This is a genomic window from Bacillus hominis (genome assembly GCF_018332515.1).
Classification (GTDB): domain Bacteria; phylum Bacillota; class Bacilli; order Bacillales; family Bacillaceae_G; genus Bacillus_A; species Bacillus_A hominis.
On record NZ_BOQD01000138.1, the window covers coordinates 1 to 15,669 of the forward strand.

A 15,669-nucleotide genomic window follows, 5' to 3' on the forward strand; every position below is an offset into this window, starting at 1 on the left:
TTGAGGTGGGAGTTTTACTAACCGTTTATGCGGGATAAAAACACAAGGAGATTGTGTCGAATGAAAAACAAAAATGTAAACCGAAACAAAGCTGCTGATGGCATTGATGTTGAGTTCTCTCGCGAACTCGCTGACCACAATGACTTAGAAGCAAACGCACGTGCAAATGCCGCTGATGCACGTCAAAAACGCCAGTCATCAGAAAAATAAGGCACTACAACGTTCCTTATTCTTTTCAACAGGGACCTACTACCCGAAAAATAAACCGAGAGCTACTCTCGGTTTATTTTTTATATTTTTTTATATAATGCGCCAAAGTGAGCAACGGATATATATGTCCGTAACTATGATACCGAATATAAAAGCCGCCCGGTAACCCTGTACCAGTAGGATATTTTTCATTCATAGTAGACTGCGCGAGCAAATATGAAATTCCTTTTCGAATAATCGGTGTTTCTTGATCGTAGTAAGAAATGAGTGCATCAAGTGCCCACGCTGTTTGTGACGGCGTGCTAAAAGGTAACGAAATAAATTTTTTCTCTACACTACTTTGACAGGATTCTCCCCAACCTCCGTCTTCATGCTGCAAATGCTCGAGCCATGAAGCTGCTTTTTTCAACGATGGATGAGTAGAAGACACTCCTAACGCACGTAAGCCTGTCATCACTGCCCATGTACCATATATATAACATATCCCCCATTTTCCATACCATGAGCCATTCTGTTCCTGTACATCCATTAACCATTTGATAGCCTTCTTTTTTTGCTCTTCAGGCAATTCATTCGGTGCATACGTTCCGAATAATTCTAACACCCTACCTGTAATATCTGGTGTGGACGGATCAGTTATCATATCACTCGCATTTTCAATCGGTAAATTCGCTAGTAACTGGCTCGTTACCCCTCGTTCAAAAGCTCCCCAGCCCCCATCATTGTTTTGCAATCCTTTTACCCATTCCACGCCTCTTCCCCACGCATCATCTACTCTGTCACTCCCTCTACTTCGCGCTAACGCTCTAAGAGCTGCCGTTGTATCGTCTACATCAGGAATCGTTGTATTCACATCTGAAAATCCCCAGCCACCAGCTATAATTAACGGTGCGTGTACGCTCCAATCCATTTTCTTAGTTTGTTGTCTTTGTAGTAAATACCCCGTCACCTTTTGAATCATCTTATTTTCTTTCATTATATTAGCTTCTTGTAATGAATAGCTAAGTAAAGCGGTATCCCATATGGTAGAAGGGGAGTTTTGCAAATGACTTCCTCTGTCCATCTTCCATATATAAGATTTTAATCCTGTCACAGCTTTCTCAATAATTGGAGACTGAATAGAGTGCCCTAATGCAAGCAAAGCATAAATCATATAAAACGTAGCACTCGCGTAACTATATAATGTTCCATTTTCATCAATACGCTCCTTCATAAAGCGCTCTACTTCTTCGTATCCTTTATGATGTAACGATAATGGATAAGTTATTACCTTTTTCACATCACCTATAAACGATTTAAATAATGGAGACCGCTCCTCTCGAAACCATTGTCCACCTTCGCCTGCAATATGATCTAAATTTGGCAATAACTTTTTCTCTACACGGAATCTCTTATTCATACAAATCATCATCGGAATTAAATGTATACGCGCTGAGCTGCTTAGCTCAAATATACTGAGGGGGGAGTCATCTTGTAAAAATAAGATTGGCGTTGGAAAGTGAAAAAGCGTAGGAAATTCATATTCTCCATGAATCGCTAATAAAAATTTCGTCATGAAATGAGCACGAGAAACTCCACCGCGTTCCTTAATAAACATTTCAGCTCGCCTCATATTCACATCTTCTTTCGAATACTTCTTTGAAGCAAGTAAAGCTGCATATGCTTGAATCGTTGCGGATAAATTCCCTCCCTTTTCATCCTCATATAATTTCCAAGTCCCTTCATTTGTTTGAAGAGATGCTAACCTTTTCACAAACGGCTCTATTTCATCGTCTCGCCCTAACAATTTGAGTAAAAAAATCATATGACAATCCGTTAGCACAGCTCCTTCAAAACAAAATGACCACGTTCCGTCTTGCCTTTGCATCGTTTGAAGTGCAGTCGTTCTCCGCTCTATCTCCTCACGCACTTTGTCATATAGTAGCACACCGCTCACCCACCCTTTCTAAGTCCGTATACGATATTCGAAAACTTAGCTAAATATGTATGAAAACAAAGAAAAGCAGAACGTGTATTACACACATTCTGCTTACAAACAATACCCAACCCCGACAACAATTCCTAATAGTGCACCAACAACAACTTGATACGGTGTATGTCCAACGAGCTCATTTAACTTTTTATATTCTGTTTGTCTACCATGAAAAAAATCATTCAATATTTTCGCTTGCTTACTTACCGCAAGCCTTACTCCTGAAGCATCGTACATAACAATAATGGCAAAAATAGCGGCAACCGCAAATATTGGACTCTCCACACCCTCCACCACTCCGACACCTGTAGCAAGTGCAGTAACAGTCGAAGCATGCGAACTTGGCATTCCACCTGAAGCAAAAAACTTAGCAAAATCAAACTCGCCTGTTTTTATTAATTTAAAAACGACTTTCGTTAACTGTGCTAAAAACCAAGAAATTACAGCTGCTATAAGTGGATCATTATGTAAAATTGTTTCCATGTTTTTCAGCTCCTCACTGACTATAATGGAATTTCTATATAATATAAGTATAAAGAAAAATGCGTAGAAAATACTACGCATTATGATACTTTTGCTGATTTATTTTTAATAAATTTCGGTTGTTTCTGTAGTAGAAACTTTGTTTTTGCCATTGAAAAGACAAATAACGCAATCCATATACAGAAAAACGCAATCATATGAGTAGATGTGAAATGTTCACCAAAAACGAACACACCTAAAATTAAACTAATAGTCGGCGCGATGTATTGTAAAAATCCTATCATATAGAGCGGAATGAGTTGTGCCCCTTTAGCAAAATAAAAGAGTGGTAATGCTGTAACAATACCCGCCCCTATTAAAAGAAACGTTGATATTGCCGAAATAGAACCGAACGAACCGAAACCATGCACTCCTGTCATAAACAAATATATAAGTGCAAATGGCGTCACTAACATCGTTTCCATCGTAAGCCCGATTGTTGCGTCGTAATTTAATAATTTTTTCGTTAACCCATATAATCCAAATGAAAAAGCAAGTGAAAGAGAAACCCATGGAATTGCTCCGAAACGTATCGTTAAAATAACAACACCTAATCCAGCTAAACCAACCGCAACATATTGCCAAAAATTAAGCTTCTCTTTTAAAACAACTGTACCTAGTAAAATACTTATAAGTGGATTAATATAATACCCAAGACTTGCTTCGATTACATGGTTATGATTTACTGCCCATATGTATACAAACCAGTTTCCACTAATAAGTACCGAAGCAATTGTTAATGACATTAATAATTTAGGTCGTTTAAAAAGGGCCACTAACTCCCCACCAAACTGACGAAATCTCTTTGTTACGCCTAAAACTAACAACATAAAAACAAATGCCCAAACGATGCGATGCGCTAATATTTCATCTGCTGGTACTTCCTCCACCCATTTCCAATAAATCGGAAGGACTCCCCACATCGTATACGCACCCGCCGCATATATAATCCCCTGTTTTTGCTCTGCTGTTTGACTCCCCATCTTCCCTGTTCTCCTCTTCTCTTTTTTTCTTCATTATAAGGTCTCACATGCTTACTTTACCAATATTCAATCTGCATTTCTTTCGACATTCCTCTTACACATCCCTTATATGTATAAAAACACTCCTACTGTTATAATAACGAGCACTGGCATACCGAAGACAAATTTATTTTTATGTGTCTTATGATGAAACATATACATACCAATCCAAGCTCCAACCGCTCCTCCAGCTGCAGCTGATAAAAACAACGTACTTTCTGGCGTTCTCCACTGCTTTTTCTTTGCTTTTCGCTTATCAAGCCCCATCATACTAAATGCTATAAAGTTGATAATAATAAAATAAATCCATTTCATCTCTTTCTCTCCCTTAAAAAATTCGCTTTATTGTAACACGAAAAAACCACGCAGGCGAGTAGCCTGCATGGTTTTATAATTCAGTCTCTTGATTTTCTTGTTCTTTTTGTTCTTCCATTTGTTGTTCTGCAATTTCTGCTGAAATCATTCCATAATAAATTTCTGGATATAATCCAAATATTTGATATACACTTCCTAAAAACGGCATCGGAATCCCTCATTTCTAAAGTTGTATTGCCATTCTTAAGGATTCCCTTTTCACTCATTATACATTCGTTTTTGGCGCTTCTTCTTCATCAGGAACATGTAATACATTTTGCCATTTTTTATACGGTGCACTATTTGGATCCACATACCCTTTCGCATACGAACGATCCCACAATTGTTTCATAAACATCTCTTTCTCTTTCTTCGCAACCATATCTGCACCTGTTCCGTAATAATTTTGGAAATACAGCTCAATTTCATCAAGGAATAGCCTTAACAATTCGTCGGATGTTTCTTCTAACGTCGGGTCATATTTTGCTTCACGATCATACATTAAAATCATATCTAAAATATTATGGACATGCTCTTTACGAAGCCATCTAATATCTTGAGCACCTAATACAAATGCATGTGTATATAAATGCCCACCTTGTATCATTGCCTTTTCTTGCTCTTCTTCAAACCTGGACAAGATATTTTCATAAATAAAAGGATTATGAAGCAATGCTCTGTGCAACTTATAACTTTCGCTTGAAATATTTTTCCCCATCGACTGGATTAAAAAGCTACGGCCAACACCATTATATTGATACACGAATTGTCCATCAACAGCAACTAAGCTAATCCAGCGATACATATACGCGTATAGAAGAGCACGATTACATTTATCGTAATCTAACTTCGTTTGCGTTGCATTCAAGTCTGGCATAAAGGCTGGTAAGTGCCAATATTTATCTAAATGCGGCGTCAAACTAGATTTTTTACTATTTAATTTGTTCACGCGGCGATAATACGATTGAAAGTAGTCACCTTTATCGTTCATAAAACCATTCGCAATATGCCCAGATGAAAGCTTAGGAAAATCTTGTAGCGATAATCCGTAATGAGCACGATAACAAATCACTTCAAATGGTGAAAACGCCTCGTTTACCGTATCTTTTTCTTTAAACATTTCTTGCAATAACTCTTCTTGCAATTCTTGTTTTAAAGATGGATGTACGCCCCAATATTGTAACTCTCTATGATGAGAAACTTTCGGAACGAACGGACTTGCTAAATGGAAAAGATCTTCAATTTTTTCACGAACGTATTCATCACGATCACGTTTCTTGAAATCAGCTTCTTTTCGCAATGCTTCAACGATATTAAGCTCTAGTTTGTCACGATAGCGCACTTGAAGTTCGTCATAACAATAACTCAATATATGTTCACGATAAAAGTCTTCCACCTTTTTTGACTGAATTTCTTCGGCTTTCGCATCACGACAATATTCCCCATACAAGCTCATATAAATTTCGGACGATATATCTTTCGGTAATACACCTAAATTTAAATGTTGCTGCATATCTTGCCAAATCTTTTCTTGCAATTTCTCTTCAGCTAATACATATACATTCGTCGGGTTCGTTTTCCCCTCAAATTCCTTGCTTCGCTTTTGGATTTCAAACAATAAATTTTCACGTGTTTCTTGTAAATTATCAAAGAATCTTTCCCAATATTGGATCATTTTATCAACTGCTTGGTATAGCGATTGATACACGAGTTCTAATAACATTTCTTTACGATACTCACTTAATTTGTGGACATATTGCGTTACGATATCTTCAAATTCTTTTTTGAACAAACGTTGCTGATTATAAAACATTTTCCCGACCCAGCCTTGTTGCTGAGCAATTTCAACGCGGCGAACAGCCGTTACCGTTCCATCAATATTACTCACATTAAATTTCTTATCGTAGTTTTGAATTAAATTACGCTTTTGTTCATTATTTTCATGCAGTCGATTCATCTTCTCTACTAACTGCTTACGAATTTCATACAGCATAAAACGTGCTGCGACAGGATGAACCGGATCCGTTTTCTTTAAAAACCATGTATTTAATTGATAAGACTGTCCTTCTGATCCACTCGGTATAAAGCGGTCTGATTCGACCATGTCATATAAAAGTGTAGTAACATGCTCATGTACACGGCTCGGAATCGCATAAGCATATAAACGAACCGCATGATCAACTCTCGCTACTTCACCTTTCATTTGTTCCATCATTTTCAGTTTCGTAGCCGATATTTTGCACTCATGCTGCAGGCGGTTTAATTCTTCATCTTTTTGCACTGTACGGTGTACATAGCTTTCGACAGCCTCTAAAAACAACTTAGACTTCGCAACACCGACCTTACCGCCCTCTGCCCCTTCGCGCGTCTCATTGAACATTTGTCTATAAAAAATATGGGCCTGCTCTGGACGAGTAGCAAGATGCTCTAAATCTTCTAAATAACTTTTCCCGCGCTCTGGCTTTTCACGCTGCATACCGCGCTTTACATCTTGATCGTATCTTTGCTTCTTCTCTTGAAACAGTTGATCTAAATGAAGCCAAGATTCATCTAAACCTTGCACCGCCCATTTTAAAGCACAGTATTTCAAAACGTGCTCATACGGATAAATAAGTTTTGCCGTTCCTGCTCCGCAATATCTCCCTTTCCCACTCGATTCTGCCAATTGCTGAATTTGATTATCTTCTTGCGCAAAATGATTTGCAGACATTGGACTAAATAACTGTAAATAAATCGTATTTGCCATTTGCTCCATATAATCCGATAAATTGTGCAAATGATGCCCATGTAAATTTTCATAATCATATAAGAAACAATAATTGTATGGTAAATGATGCTGCTTTATCGTATGATTTGTTCTTCCATCTTCATCCACTTGATCAGGACGATATTCTAATTCAATCGTTACGCCGCCTCGTTTTGATAATTCACCAGTCGACCCGAGCGTAATAGCGTGCAACTCTTTTAATGATGCATAACCATTCGCTTGCACAGTTTCAAATTCTTTCGCACTAACCGTTCTCGTCTTAACTAAAACATCCGGCATTAAAAACGCACCGCGAATTAAAATGTTGTGATGCTGCAATTTTTTCCGCAGCATTTCACGCAAATATAATGCGATTTGTAAAAACATCCCTGAGCCTGTTCCGCCAGCTAACGACGTTACAATAATGACACGCACACCATATTCCGTCTGATCACTTGTAACTGGAAAAATCTTCTCGATTTCTTGCCAAAAGGACGTCAATTTATCTTCTTTCATCGCAGCACGTAACGCTAAACGTGAAATGACGCGTAACTGTCCGGCTCCTTCTGTTAACGGTTTATCCAGTATAGTCGGATCCATTGGGAACCACTCCGGAATCGTTGGATCTCCCGCAATATACTCTCTCGGCGTTTTACTCGAACTCGTTTGCGTCTTAAACTTCCGAATATGATCAAATTTACTCAATGTATTCACATCTGTATCAAATACATGCATTGCTACCTTTTTCCGGCGCTCCTCAGGTAATTTTTCATATATTTGATGTGTGACAGTACTACCGATTCCACCTAATCCAATTAATATCGTTGGAACTTGTAATGTCATGTGAACCACCTTCCTATTCGTGCTTGTTTGAAAAGAAGAATAAAAAGAGCCACTCTTCCTCCGTCTCCCTTACACCTTATCTACTATTCACATTCATACCGGTAAATCTCCTTACCATATCCTCTATCAATTAATAAAATTTCATTTGGATACAATGTCTTATGCTCCATTCCCACTTCTTCCTCTGTAATAAACATTCCATCAATAATCATCCCAACTACTTGCGATTCTTTCGCTACAAATATAGATTTCGATCCTTTTTTCGCTATTAATGTTACAGATTGCACCGTCTTTCTTTCTGCTCGGAATGGAATGCCAAAATAGTGCTTCCACCATTTATTTTTAAGTAACTCTGGTTCAGATTGGTAAAGCCAATCTTTTGCTACTTCTTGATCCCATTCGTAATATAGTAATGCTTTCCGATGAAATCTTGGACGAACAATCCATCCTAAAATAAGAATTCCTACTATTAAAAGTAATAAAGTGATAGGAATTACAAATTTAAAAATGAGCGCATACTTCTCAAAAAAAGGCGCATTTTCAATATGAAGCGAAATCTTTTCCTTTACTTCTTGTAATTTCGAATCATTAATCATGATGGTAGCTTCTACGGTGCCTGTATCTGTAAAATTGAATGTGTCGGAGTAATAAGGACGAGGATAAACGTAAATTTGATTACCATGCTGTTTTAATTCATAGTTGATCGATTGATTGGATGTGACACCTGTAGATTTTAATAGTTTCTTTACAGCTTCTTCAGTCATCGGTTTACCATCTAACTGCGGCTGTAAAATAAATGGTTTACTATTTTCTAAATTTGTTACCTTTTCTTCATAATCTTTCGTAACAGCTTGAAGTGATAATTTTGGTTTTTCAGCTGGTTCAATCTTGAATTCTTTCGTCTGTCTATAAAATCCCTTTATATTCATATGGACTTTCCCGCGTACTAACTCTTTACCCACTTTTGTCTCGTAATAAAACACATGTCTTTTATCATCCCACTTCATCGGATACTGCTTTCCGTCTATTTCTACTTCTGCTTCGAAATAAGAAATTTGAATTGGTAATTCAGTAGGTTTCGCTTCAATAACAGCTGTCACACCTTCATACATTTTCTCAACATTTTTTCTATCTTTATCATCTTTGTCATACGTAGAAACAGTATAATTAAGCGCTGGTTCAACAAGTACTTGTAATCCCTCTTTCTCAATGTCCTGATCCACTTCTATCGTATATGTCCCTGGCTTAATCACTTCCTGATTCGCTGTACTTACATGCACTATATTTCCGAATAATTTAGCTTCTCCTGGTGCATGTATGGAAAAAGAAGACTGCAATTGTAACGGTTTGGAAAGTTGCATAACTTTATAATTAGACAAAGAAGGTGATTGTCGTACAAGCGTCATACGCTTTAATGGAAACGGCGTTGTAATCTCTACTTTTTTCCCTACTATTTTCGTTTTGACAATCGATTCAACAGAAGAGAATGGATCACGATTTGCAACTAGTGCTGCCACTTGATTCACACTTTGTACAATACCATCCTCACCGCTAGACGGCATGACAACTCCATTCATTTCTTTTTTCCAAATCTCTTTAAACGTATTTAACTGCAGCTTCTCTTGCTGCCCTAAATCCTCTTCCATCGTGATTAAGACTGGGTGCAAAGAGATCTTTTTAGAATCCATTTCTTTCTTAAACTGTGCTAACTTCTGTGTAATTTGTTCTTTTCCGCCAACCTTATCTTTCTCCAAATCATTAAATGCCCCGTCAGTTAATACAATAAGCCAAAATTCACGTTTTCCATCTATATCTGCTTCCTTTTTTATAGATTGCATCGCCGTTTCTACTGCGCTAAATGGAGTATTTAAATATGTTTTCCACGCGCCGATTCCATCAATTTCTGTTTGCCTTTGATCCTTTGTTAACGAAATGTTTAACGGATCATTCGGCTTACTCATTGGAACGTAAGAAAATTTATCTTTCTCATCTAATAGCGCAACTAAACTTTGCAAGGCATAATTGGCATACTTCCAGCGATCGTTATTTCTCATGCTGCCCGAATCATCATATACAAGTGAAACGACCCTTTCCTTTGCCTCCTCTCCTTTTGCAAAAACTGAAAAAGGTAAACATATAAATAGAAACAACATGAACGTGGCACAAATTCGAATTTTCATGATGAGGCTTCGCCACCTTTGTAGACAAATTCCTATGTTTAAATTTATGAGAGGAAACAAGATATATGACTTGTATTTTAGGACAACAGTTCACAACAATTACATTATGTAAACAAAAATGAACTACTCCATATTTCATTTTAAGTTTTTTCCTTATTATATATATCCGAAATAACACATGGCTTTCATACTTTTCCCGCTATAAATTCCACCATTAAAGTTTGATTTCCTATTCAATACAAAAAATAAAGAGCACGCTATAATTAGCGCACTCTTTACTTCTTCACATATACTTCAACAATCGGATTTTCCTTTTGATCTGCATGTAAACGTATATTCTCTTCACTTGTATTGTAAATACTAGCTAACAGCATAACAGTTAGTAAGTTAGGTATCTTCGCATCGCTTCCGTATTTTCTTTCAAGCGCCTCCTTATACTCAAAATCCAAATCTCCTTGCACATATGTATACACTTCAAAACCATCTTTCAAATTACATACGACCGTATCAATAATATCCGCCCCTACTTGTTTCTTCATTTCCCCCCGCAATGCTTCAATAAATTCTTCCCAAGGAACTTCGTATGTCTGAAATTGGTCTGTAGATTTCATTTCTCTTCCTCCTCGTTATGTATCCTGTTCGTATATTTCCCCTTTCCTATAACAATTATGATAGATAGGTCATTCATACAAGCCGCACTTGTCCCGCTTACATATCGTATTACTGTAATGGGAAGGAGGAAAGAACATGCATAGACAAAAATGTTATGATACATGCCAACGTTATTTTGGAAAAGTAGTTCGAATTGAAGATCGTGATGGTCGCATTCACTTAGGCAAAATAATCGATGTAACAAACGATTCTGTTTGGATTGAACCAATGCAACAGCGCTCATCTTTTGATACAGGATTCGGATACTCTGACGCATATTCAAACGGCGGATGTGATATTTGCGGTGGTATTAGCAGATGTGATAACTGTGGATTTGGATTCAGTGGTGGATTCAGTGGTGGATTTAGTGGCTGTGGATGCGGCGGTCGTGGTTGCGGTGGTTGTGACGGCGGTGGCTGGGGTCTTGAACTCGGCTTTGGTTTTATATTTGGAATCACTTTGGCTGCATTATTTTTCATCTAACATAGTAAAGAGTTGACTATCTTTAGCCAACTCTCTTTTCTATTTTTCACATATAAAAATACGATGCCCTAAAATATGTTGATACATAAGTAGTACTTGTTCATGCTGTACCCACGCCTCATACAGTTCTTCTGGAATAAATGATGATACATTCCACTCTGGCTCTTCCATATGTCCTGCAACTGTTTCTGCAATAGTTCCGCCACCCGCAATTGTAATTCTTTTGAAATTTGCTGCTTTAAATAAATGAATCCACTCATTTTCAGTTAATAATTCTTTCATACCATATAACTGTCCAATCTTTTCTTCCTCTTTCTTCTCAATATGTTTTTCGGTAATCATTTCAATGACAACAAGCTTTCCATCCTTCTGTAATACACGATAACATTCCGAAATAACCTTTTCTTTATTTGTAAAAGCGAGTATAGATTCTCCAAGTACAAGCTCAAATGAATCATTTAAACACGGTAATCCTTCTACATCTCCTTGAATCAATTGTATATTTAAACCATCAAACAACCATCTATCTTTCGCTTTTTGAATCATAATTTCATTCTTTTCAACCGCTGTCACTTTATAACCCAATTCTTTTGTCATATACGCCGCTGTTTTCCCCGTGCCGCAACCTATCTCAAGGACACTAGCTCCATGTCTAAGTGGCAATTGAGCTAATAATTGTTTTGTTAACGTAAAACCACCCGGATGAGCACTCCCTATTCCGTAATAAGCTAAAAAATCGATGTATGTGTTTCGTTTCATGGAATTCTCCCTTTTTTATTTTATATATTCCAGGAAGGAAGAAAAGTGCATAAAAAAAAGGGCGCATCGCGCGCCCTCTCTCTTACTTATCTTCAGAAATATATGCCCATTTGTAGCTATAATCTCCACCAACTGGGTGATGAATAATACCTTTTACTTTCGGTCTTTGAACGAGAGCATCACCACGTTGATATAACGGTGCAATTGCTGCATCTTCAAGTAGCATTTTCTCAGCTTTTAGTAAGCTATCCCAACGCTCTTTCGTTTTCGTTAATAGCTCGCCTTTACCTTTTTCTACAATTTCATCATATTTTGGATTTGAATATCCAGTTTGGTTATGAGGTCCGTTTGTAACGAACATATCAATGAATGTCATTGGATCTAAGTAGTCAGGTCCCCAACCAGCGTAAGATAAATCATAATCTAGATCTGATTCTAATTTTAATTTTTGTTTAAACGGTTGGTTTTTCAAGTTCACTGTTAAGCCTGGTAAATTTTTCTCAAGCTCTCCTTTTAAGAACTCCCCTACTTTTTTCGCATTATCGCTATCATAGTTTAATAACTCTACTGTTACTTGCTCTTTTCCAAGTTCTTTTTTCGCTTTTTCCCAATGCTCTTTTGCTTTTTTCACATCTGTTTTTAAAATATCTCCGTTATCTTTACGGAAGTCTTTTCCATCTGGACTCTTCGCAAATTCTTTTGGTACTAAGTAATCTGCAGGTGTAGATCCGTCATTTAAAATAACATTTGTTAAGCCTTTTTTATCATACGCCATCGCAATCGCTAAACGTAAATCTTTACTCTTTAACACTGTATCGTGGCCACCACGTTTTTGGTTTAAACGCAAGAAGTACGTTGACGGTGTCTTTTGTGTAAAGAAGTCTGGATTTGATTTATATTTGTCAACCATTTCAGATGCAAGTGCCGCACGATCGATTTGTCCACTTTCATATAAGTTTACACGTGTACCGCTATCTTTTACTACGTTAAAGTTGATTTCTTCTAATTTAACTGTTTTATTATCCCAGTATTGTGCATTTTTCTTTAATTTCCAACCTTCTTCATGTTTCCAGTCTGTTAATGTAAATGGTCCGTTGTATAACGTTGTATCTGATTCTAAACCGTATTTTTCTCCTTTTTCTTTTACGAATTTTTCATTTAACGGATAGAATGTTCCGAATGAAGTTAATTCTACAAAGTAAGGAACTGGATTTTCTAATTCTACCTCTAATGTGTAATCATCTACAGCTTTTACACCTAACGTATCAAGTGGTGCTTTCCCATCATTAATTGCTTTTGCGTTCTTTAAATCAAACATAATGTATGCATATTCCGCTGCTGTATTTTTATCTACCGCACGTTGCCAAGCAAACACGAAATCTTTCGCTGTTACAGGGTCACCATTTGACCATTTTGCATTTTTATTTAATGTAAATGTATACTTTTTACCATCTTCACTCTTTTTATATGATTCAGCAACCCCTGGTGTTGCTTTATTATCTTTATCAAGTCGATATAAACCTTCCATTACGTTGTTTAAAGCAAGAAACGATACTTGGTCTGTCGCTTTTGCAGAATCCATAGATGGAATCTCTTGGCTTTCTGTTAAATTAAGTACTTGCTTTGCAGCTAATTTTCCGCCTTCTTTTTCGCCACTTTTCGGCGTTGTGCTTGCCTTATCTTTATCCCCTGATCCCGAGCAAGCTGTTAATGCCATACTCATTACTAGAACTGGTGCTACAACCGCTGTTAATTTTGTCATCTTTTTTCTCTTCATTTTTTTGTACCCTCCCCAATTATATGTACGATATTAACATTTAGAGATTCTCTATTAACTTTCGTTATCAGAAAATTCTTATTAATTAATATTCTACTATCTTTTTGAGTTTTGTAAAGTATTTTTGTAAATTTTCTAAATATTTATTTTTTTATTATAGTAACTTGTTGTTTTAACTACTATATGAATTATCCCCCGTCTACTATATGTAAACATATCTCCTCTTATTCTTCTCTATTGCTAAGTTCTATATTTTTCTTATAAAAATAAAATCACTAACTATCATTCATCTATCCAATTATTGAATTCCTTCTACCATCCTACAGTAGAATTTTAAAAGTGACCTCAAAATTTCCATGATCCTTATTCTCCTATTCATACAAAAAAAGCATTTCAAAAGCATATTAACCACTTTTGAAATGCTTTCATATTATTTCTTTCCGCCATCCTCAGTTACATACGCCCACTTAAAGCTATATTCTGGACTAATGTTATGTTTCACAATTCCTTTTACATTCGGCTTCATTACATATGATCTTCCTGTTTGATATAAAGGAACTAATCCAGCATCTTCTTCAAGGAATAATTTTTCTGCTTTTCCTAACGCTTCCCAACGTTTCTTCGGATCAGACAGTAATTCATTACCTGCTTTTTGTACCATCTCATCGTATTTCGGGTTTGAATAACTCATTTGGTTATATGGGCTCTTCGATTCAAACATATCAATAAATGTCATTGGATCCGCATAGTCTGGACTCCAACCTGCATAAGAGATTTCATAATCTTGTGCTGACTCTAATTTTAATTTTTGTTTGAACGGCTGAATTTTCGTATTAATCGTTACACCTTTTAAATTTTTCTCAATTTGATCTTTAACATAATCAGCAATCTTTTTCGCAGTTCCATCATCATAGCTTAGTAATTCAATTGTAACTTGATCTTTTCCAAGTTCCTTTTTCGCTTCTTCCCATGCAGCTGCTGCTTTTTTCGTATCTTGTTTCAGACCATTTTTAAACGTATCTTGGTAATCTTTACCATCAGGTCCTATCGCAAGCCCTTTCGGAACCAATTGATCTGTTGCTTTTGATCCATTATTTAAAATAACGTTTGCTAAACCTTTTTTATCAACTGATAACGCAATTGCTTCACGAAGCTTTTTGCTCTTTAACGGTGTATCTTGTCCGTTACGCTTTTGATTTAAACGTAAGAAGAATGTACTTGATTCTGCATACTCACCATACTCATCTTTATTCGATTTATATTTATCTACAAATTCACCTGATAGTAATGTAAAGTCAATCGATCCTGTATCATATAAATTTACTTTTGTAGCCACTTCTTTTACAACGCTGTAATTAATTTCTTCTAATTTCACAGTCTTATTATCCCAATACTTATCATTTTTCTTCAATTGCCAGCCTTGTTCATGTTTCCATGAAGACATTACGAACGGCCCATTATATAACGTCGTATCCGCTTCTAAGCCAAACTTCTCTCCTTTTTCTTTTACGAATTTTTCATTTAAAGGATAATATGACGGGAATGCTAATAAATTTAAAAAGTACGGTACCGGTTTTTCTAATTCTACTTCTAGCGTGTAATCATCTACCGCCTTTGCTCCTAATTCAGTTACAGGTTTTTCTCCTTTATTAATCGCTTCTGCATTTTTAATATAGTAAGCAATAAATGCATATTCTGCAGCTGTATTTTTATCAAGTAAGCGCTGCCATCCGTATACGAAATCTTTTGCTGTTACAGGATCTCCATTTGACCATTTCGCATCTTTGCGCAGTTTAAACGTATATTTCTTTCCATCTTCGCTTTTTGTACTTGATTCTGCAGCAGCAGGAATAGGCTTATTATCTTTATCCAGGCGATATAACCCTTCCATCGTGTTCCCTAAAATTTGTGCCCCTAACGTATCAGTAGATTTAGAAGTGTCCATCGTCGGAATTTCTTGGTTTTCCGTACGATTTAATACTTGCTTCGCTGCATATTTAATATCAGATTTTTTTTCTTCCCCACTCTTTGATGTAGTAGTCGTTTTCTTTTCCCCACCTGACCCAGAGCATGCTGTCAATGCAACACTCATCGCTAAAACTGGTACTACAACTGCTGTTAACTTTTTCATCTTTTTTCTCTTCATTTTT

At 36.6% G+C, this 15,669-nt stretch carries 13 protein-coding genes; 2 read left to right on the forward strand and 11 right to left on the reverse strand.

Going from position 1 to position 15,669, the window contains the following annotated elements; all coding sequences use genetic code 11:
* The first annotated feature begins 60 nt into the window (after nt 1-60).
* A complete protein-coding gene (locus tag KI356_RS14740; protein WP_002121294.1) occupies nt 61-210 on the forward strand; it encodes a YfhD family protein in 150 nt (49 codons plus the stop codon).
* Between the two features lie 73 nt (nt 211-283).
* On the opposite strand, the gene KI356_RS14745 is transcribed toward KI356_RS14740, so the two are convergent.
* From KI356_RS14745 to KI356_RS14780, 8 genes are all read right to left on the reverse strand, one after another.
* Nucleotides 284-2,137: a terpene cyclase/mutase family protein gene (locus tag KI356_RS14745; protein ID WP_212935775.1), complete on the reverse strand. Its 1,854-nt coding sequence runs from the start codon at nt 2,135-2,137 to the stop codon at nt 284-286.
* A 102-nt stretch (nt 2,138-2,239) separates the two neighbouring features.
* Nucleotides 2,240-2,665, reverse strand: a complete 426-nt coding sequence (locus KI356_RS14750) for a divergent PAP2 family protein (protein WP_002111092.1) — start codon at nt 2,663-2,665, stop codon at nt 2,240-2,242.
* A gap of 80 nt (nt 2,666-2,745) precedes the next feature.
* Nucleotides 2,746-3,687: an EamA family transporter RarD gene (rarD, locus tag KI356_RS14755; protein WP_212935776.1), complete on the reverse strand. Its 942-nt coding sequence runs from the start codon at nt 3,685-3,687 to the stop codon at nt 2,746-2,748.
* 105 nt (nt 3,688-3,792) lie between these two features.
* The gene (locus KI356_RS14760) at nt 3,793-4,041 is read right to left on the reverse strand and encodes a DUF1294 domain-containing protein (RefSeq protein ID WP_212935777.1); all 249 of its coding nucleotides are present in this window, start codon (nt 4,039-4,041) and stop codon (nt 3,793-3,795) included.
* 73 nt (nt 4,042-4,114) lie between these two features.
* On the reverse strand, nt 4,115-4,249 hold the full coding sequence (locus KI356_RS14765) for a hypothetical protein (protein ID WP_002014348.1): 135 nt from the start codon (nt 4,247-4,249) through the stop codon (nt 4,115-4,117).
* 57 nt (nt 4,250-4,306) lie between these two features.
* The gene (locus KI356_RS14770) at nt 4,307-7,669 is read right to left on the reverse strand and encodes a tubulin-like doman-containing protein (protein ID WP_212935778.1); all 3,363 of its coding nucleotides are present in this window, start codon (nt 7,667-7,669) and stop codon (nt 4,307-4,309) included.
* 83 nt (nt 7,670-7,752) lie between these two features.
* Complete coding sequence (locus KI356_RS14775; protein ID WP_212935779.1) at nt 7,753-9,849, reverse strand: vWA domain-containing protein; 2,097 nt, start codon at nt 9,847-9,849, stop codon at nt 7,753-7,755.
* A gap of 275 nt (nt 9,850-10,124) precedes the next feature.
* Complete coding sequence (locus tag KI356_RS14780; protein ID WP_078174159.1) at nt 10,125-10,460, reverse strand: hypothetical protein; 336 nt, start codon at nt 10,458-10,460, stop codon at nt 10,125-10,127.
* A gap of 136 nt (nt 10,461-10,596) precedes the next feature.
* Between KI356_RS14780 and KI356_RS14785 the strand changes: the two genes are divergently transcribed.
* Entirely contained in the window at nt 10,597-10,983 is a 387-nt protein-coding gene (locus KI356_RS14785; RefSeq protein WP_212935780.1) for a hypothetical protein, read from the forward strand.
* Between the two features lie 39 nt (nt 10,984-11,022).
* Here the strand turns inward: KI356_RS14785 and KI356_RS14790 are convergent, their stop codons facing one another.
* The 3 genes from KI356_RS14790 to KI356_RS14800 all read right to left on the reverse strand — a co-directional run bounded on the left by KI356_RS14790 (nt 11,023) and on the right by KI356_RS14800 (nt 15,665).
* Nucleotides 11,023-11,742, reverse strand: coding sequence for a class I SAM-dependent methyltransferase (locus KI356_RS14790; protein ID WP_128282396.1), 720 nt, complete (start codon nt 11,740-11,742; stop codon nt 11,023-11,025).
* 82 nt (nt 11,743-11,824) lie between these two features.
* Nucleotides 11,825-13,519, reverse strand: a complete 1,695-nt coding sequence (locus KI356_RS14795) for a peptide ABC transporter substrate-binding protein (RefSeq protein ID WP_212935781.1) — start codon at nt 13,517-13,519, stop codon at nt 11,825-11,827.
* A 430-nt stretch (nt 13,520-13,949) separates the two neighbouring features.
* The gene (locus tag KI356_RS14800) at nt 13,950-15,665 is read right to left on the reverse strand and encodes a peptide ABC transporter substrate-binding protein (RefSeq protein WP_128282398.1); all 1,716 of its coding nucleotides are present in this window, start codon (nt 15,663-15,665) and stop codon (nt 13,950-13,952) included.
* Between the last annotated feature and the right edge of the window lie 4 nt (nt 15,666-15,669).

Excerpts from the sequence above, each read along its gene's own strand:
- KI356_RS14740 (WP_002121294.1), top strand. The coding sequence starts at position 61 with ATGAAAAACAAAAATGTAAACCGAAACAAAGCTGCTGATGGCATTGAT.
- KI356_RS14750 (WP_002111092.1), bottom strand. The coding sequence starts at position 2,665 with ATGGAAACAATTTTACATAATGATCCACTTATAGCAGCTGTAATTTCT.
- rarD (WP_212935776.1), bottom strand. The coding sequence starts at position 3,687 with ATGGGGAGTCAAACAGCAGAGCAAAAACAGGGGATTATATATGCGGCG.
- KI356_RS14760 (WP_212935777.1), bottom strand. The coding sequence starts at position 4,041 with ATGAAATGGATTTATTTTATTATTATCAACTTTATAGCATTTAGTATG.
- KI356_RS14765 (WP_002014348.1), bottom strand. The coding sequence starts at position 4,249 with ATGCCGTTTTTAGGAAGTGTATATCAAATATTTGGATTATATCCAGAA.
- KI356_RS14770 (WP_212935778.1), bottom strand. The coding sequence starts at position 7,669 with ATGACATTACAAGTTCCAACGATATTAATTGGATTAGGTGGAATCGGT.
- KI356_RS14775 (WP_212935779.1), bottom strand. The coding sequence starts at position 9,849 with ATGAAAATTCGAATTTGTGCCACGTTCATGTTGTTTCTATTTATATGT.
- KI356_RS14780 (WP_078174159.1), bottom strand. The coding sequence starts at position 10,460 with ATGAAATCTACAGACCAATTTCAGACATACGAAGTTCCTTGGGAAGAA.
- KI356_RS14785 (WP_212935780.1), top strand. The coding sequence starts at position 10,597 with ATGCATAGACAAAAATGTTATGATACATGCCAACGTTATTTTGGAAAA.
- KI356_RS14790 (WP_128282396.1), bottom strand. The coding sequence starts at position 11,742 with ATGAAACGAAACACATACATCGATTTTTTAGCTTATTACGGAATAGGG.
- KI356_RS14795 (WP_212935781.1), bottom strand. The coding sequence starts at position 13,519 with ATGAAGAGAAAAAAGATGACAAAATTAACAGCGGTTGTAGCACCAGTT.
- KI356_RS14800 (WP_128282398.1), bottom strand. The coding sequence starts at position 15,665 with ATGAAGAGAAAAAAGATGAAAAAGTTAACAGCAGTTGTAGTACCAGTT.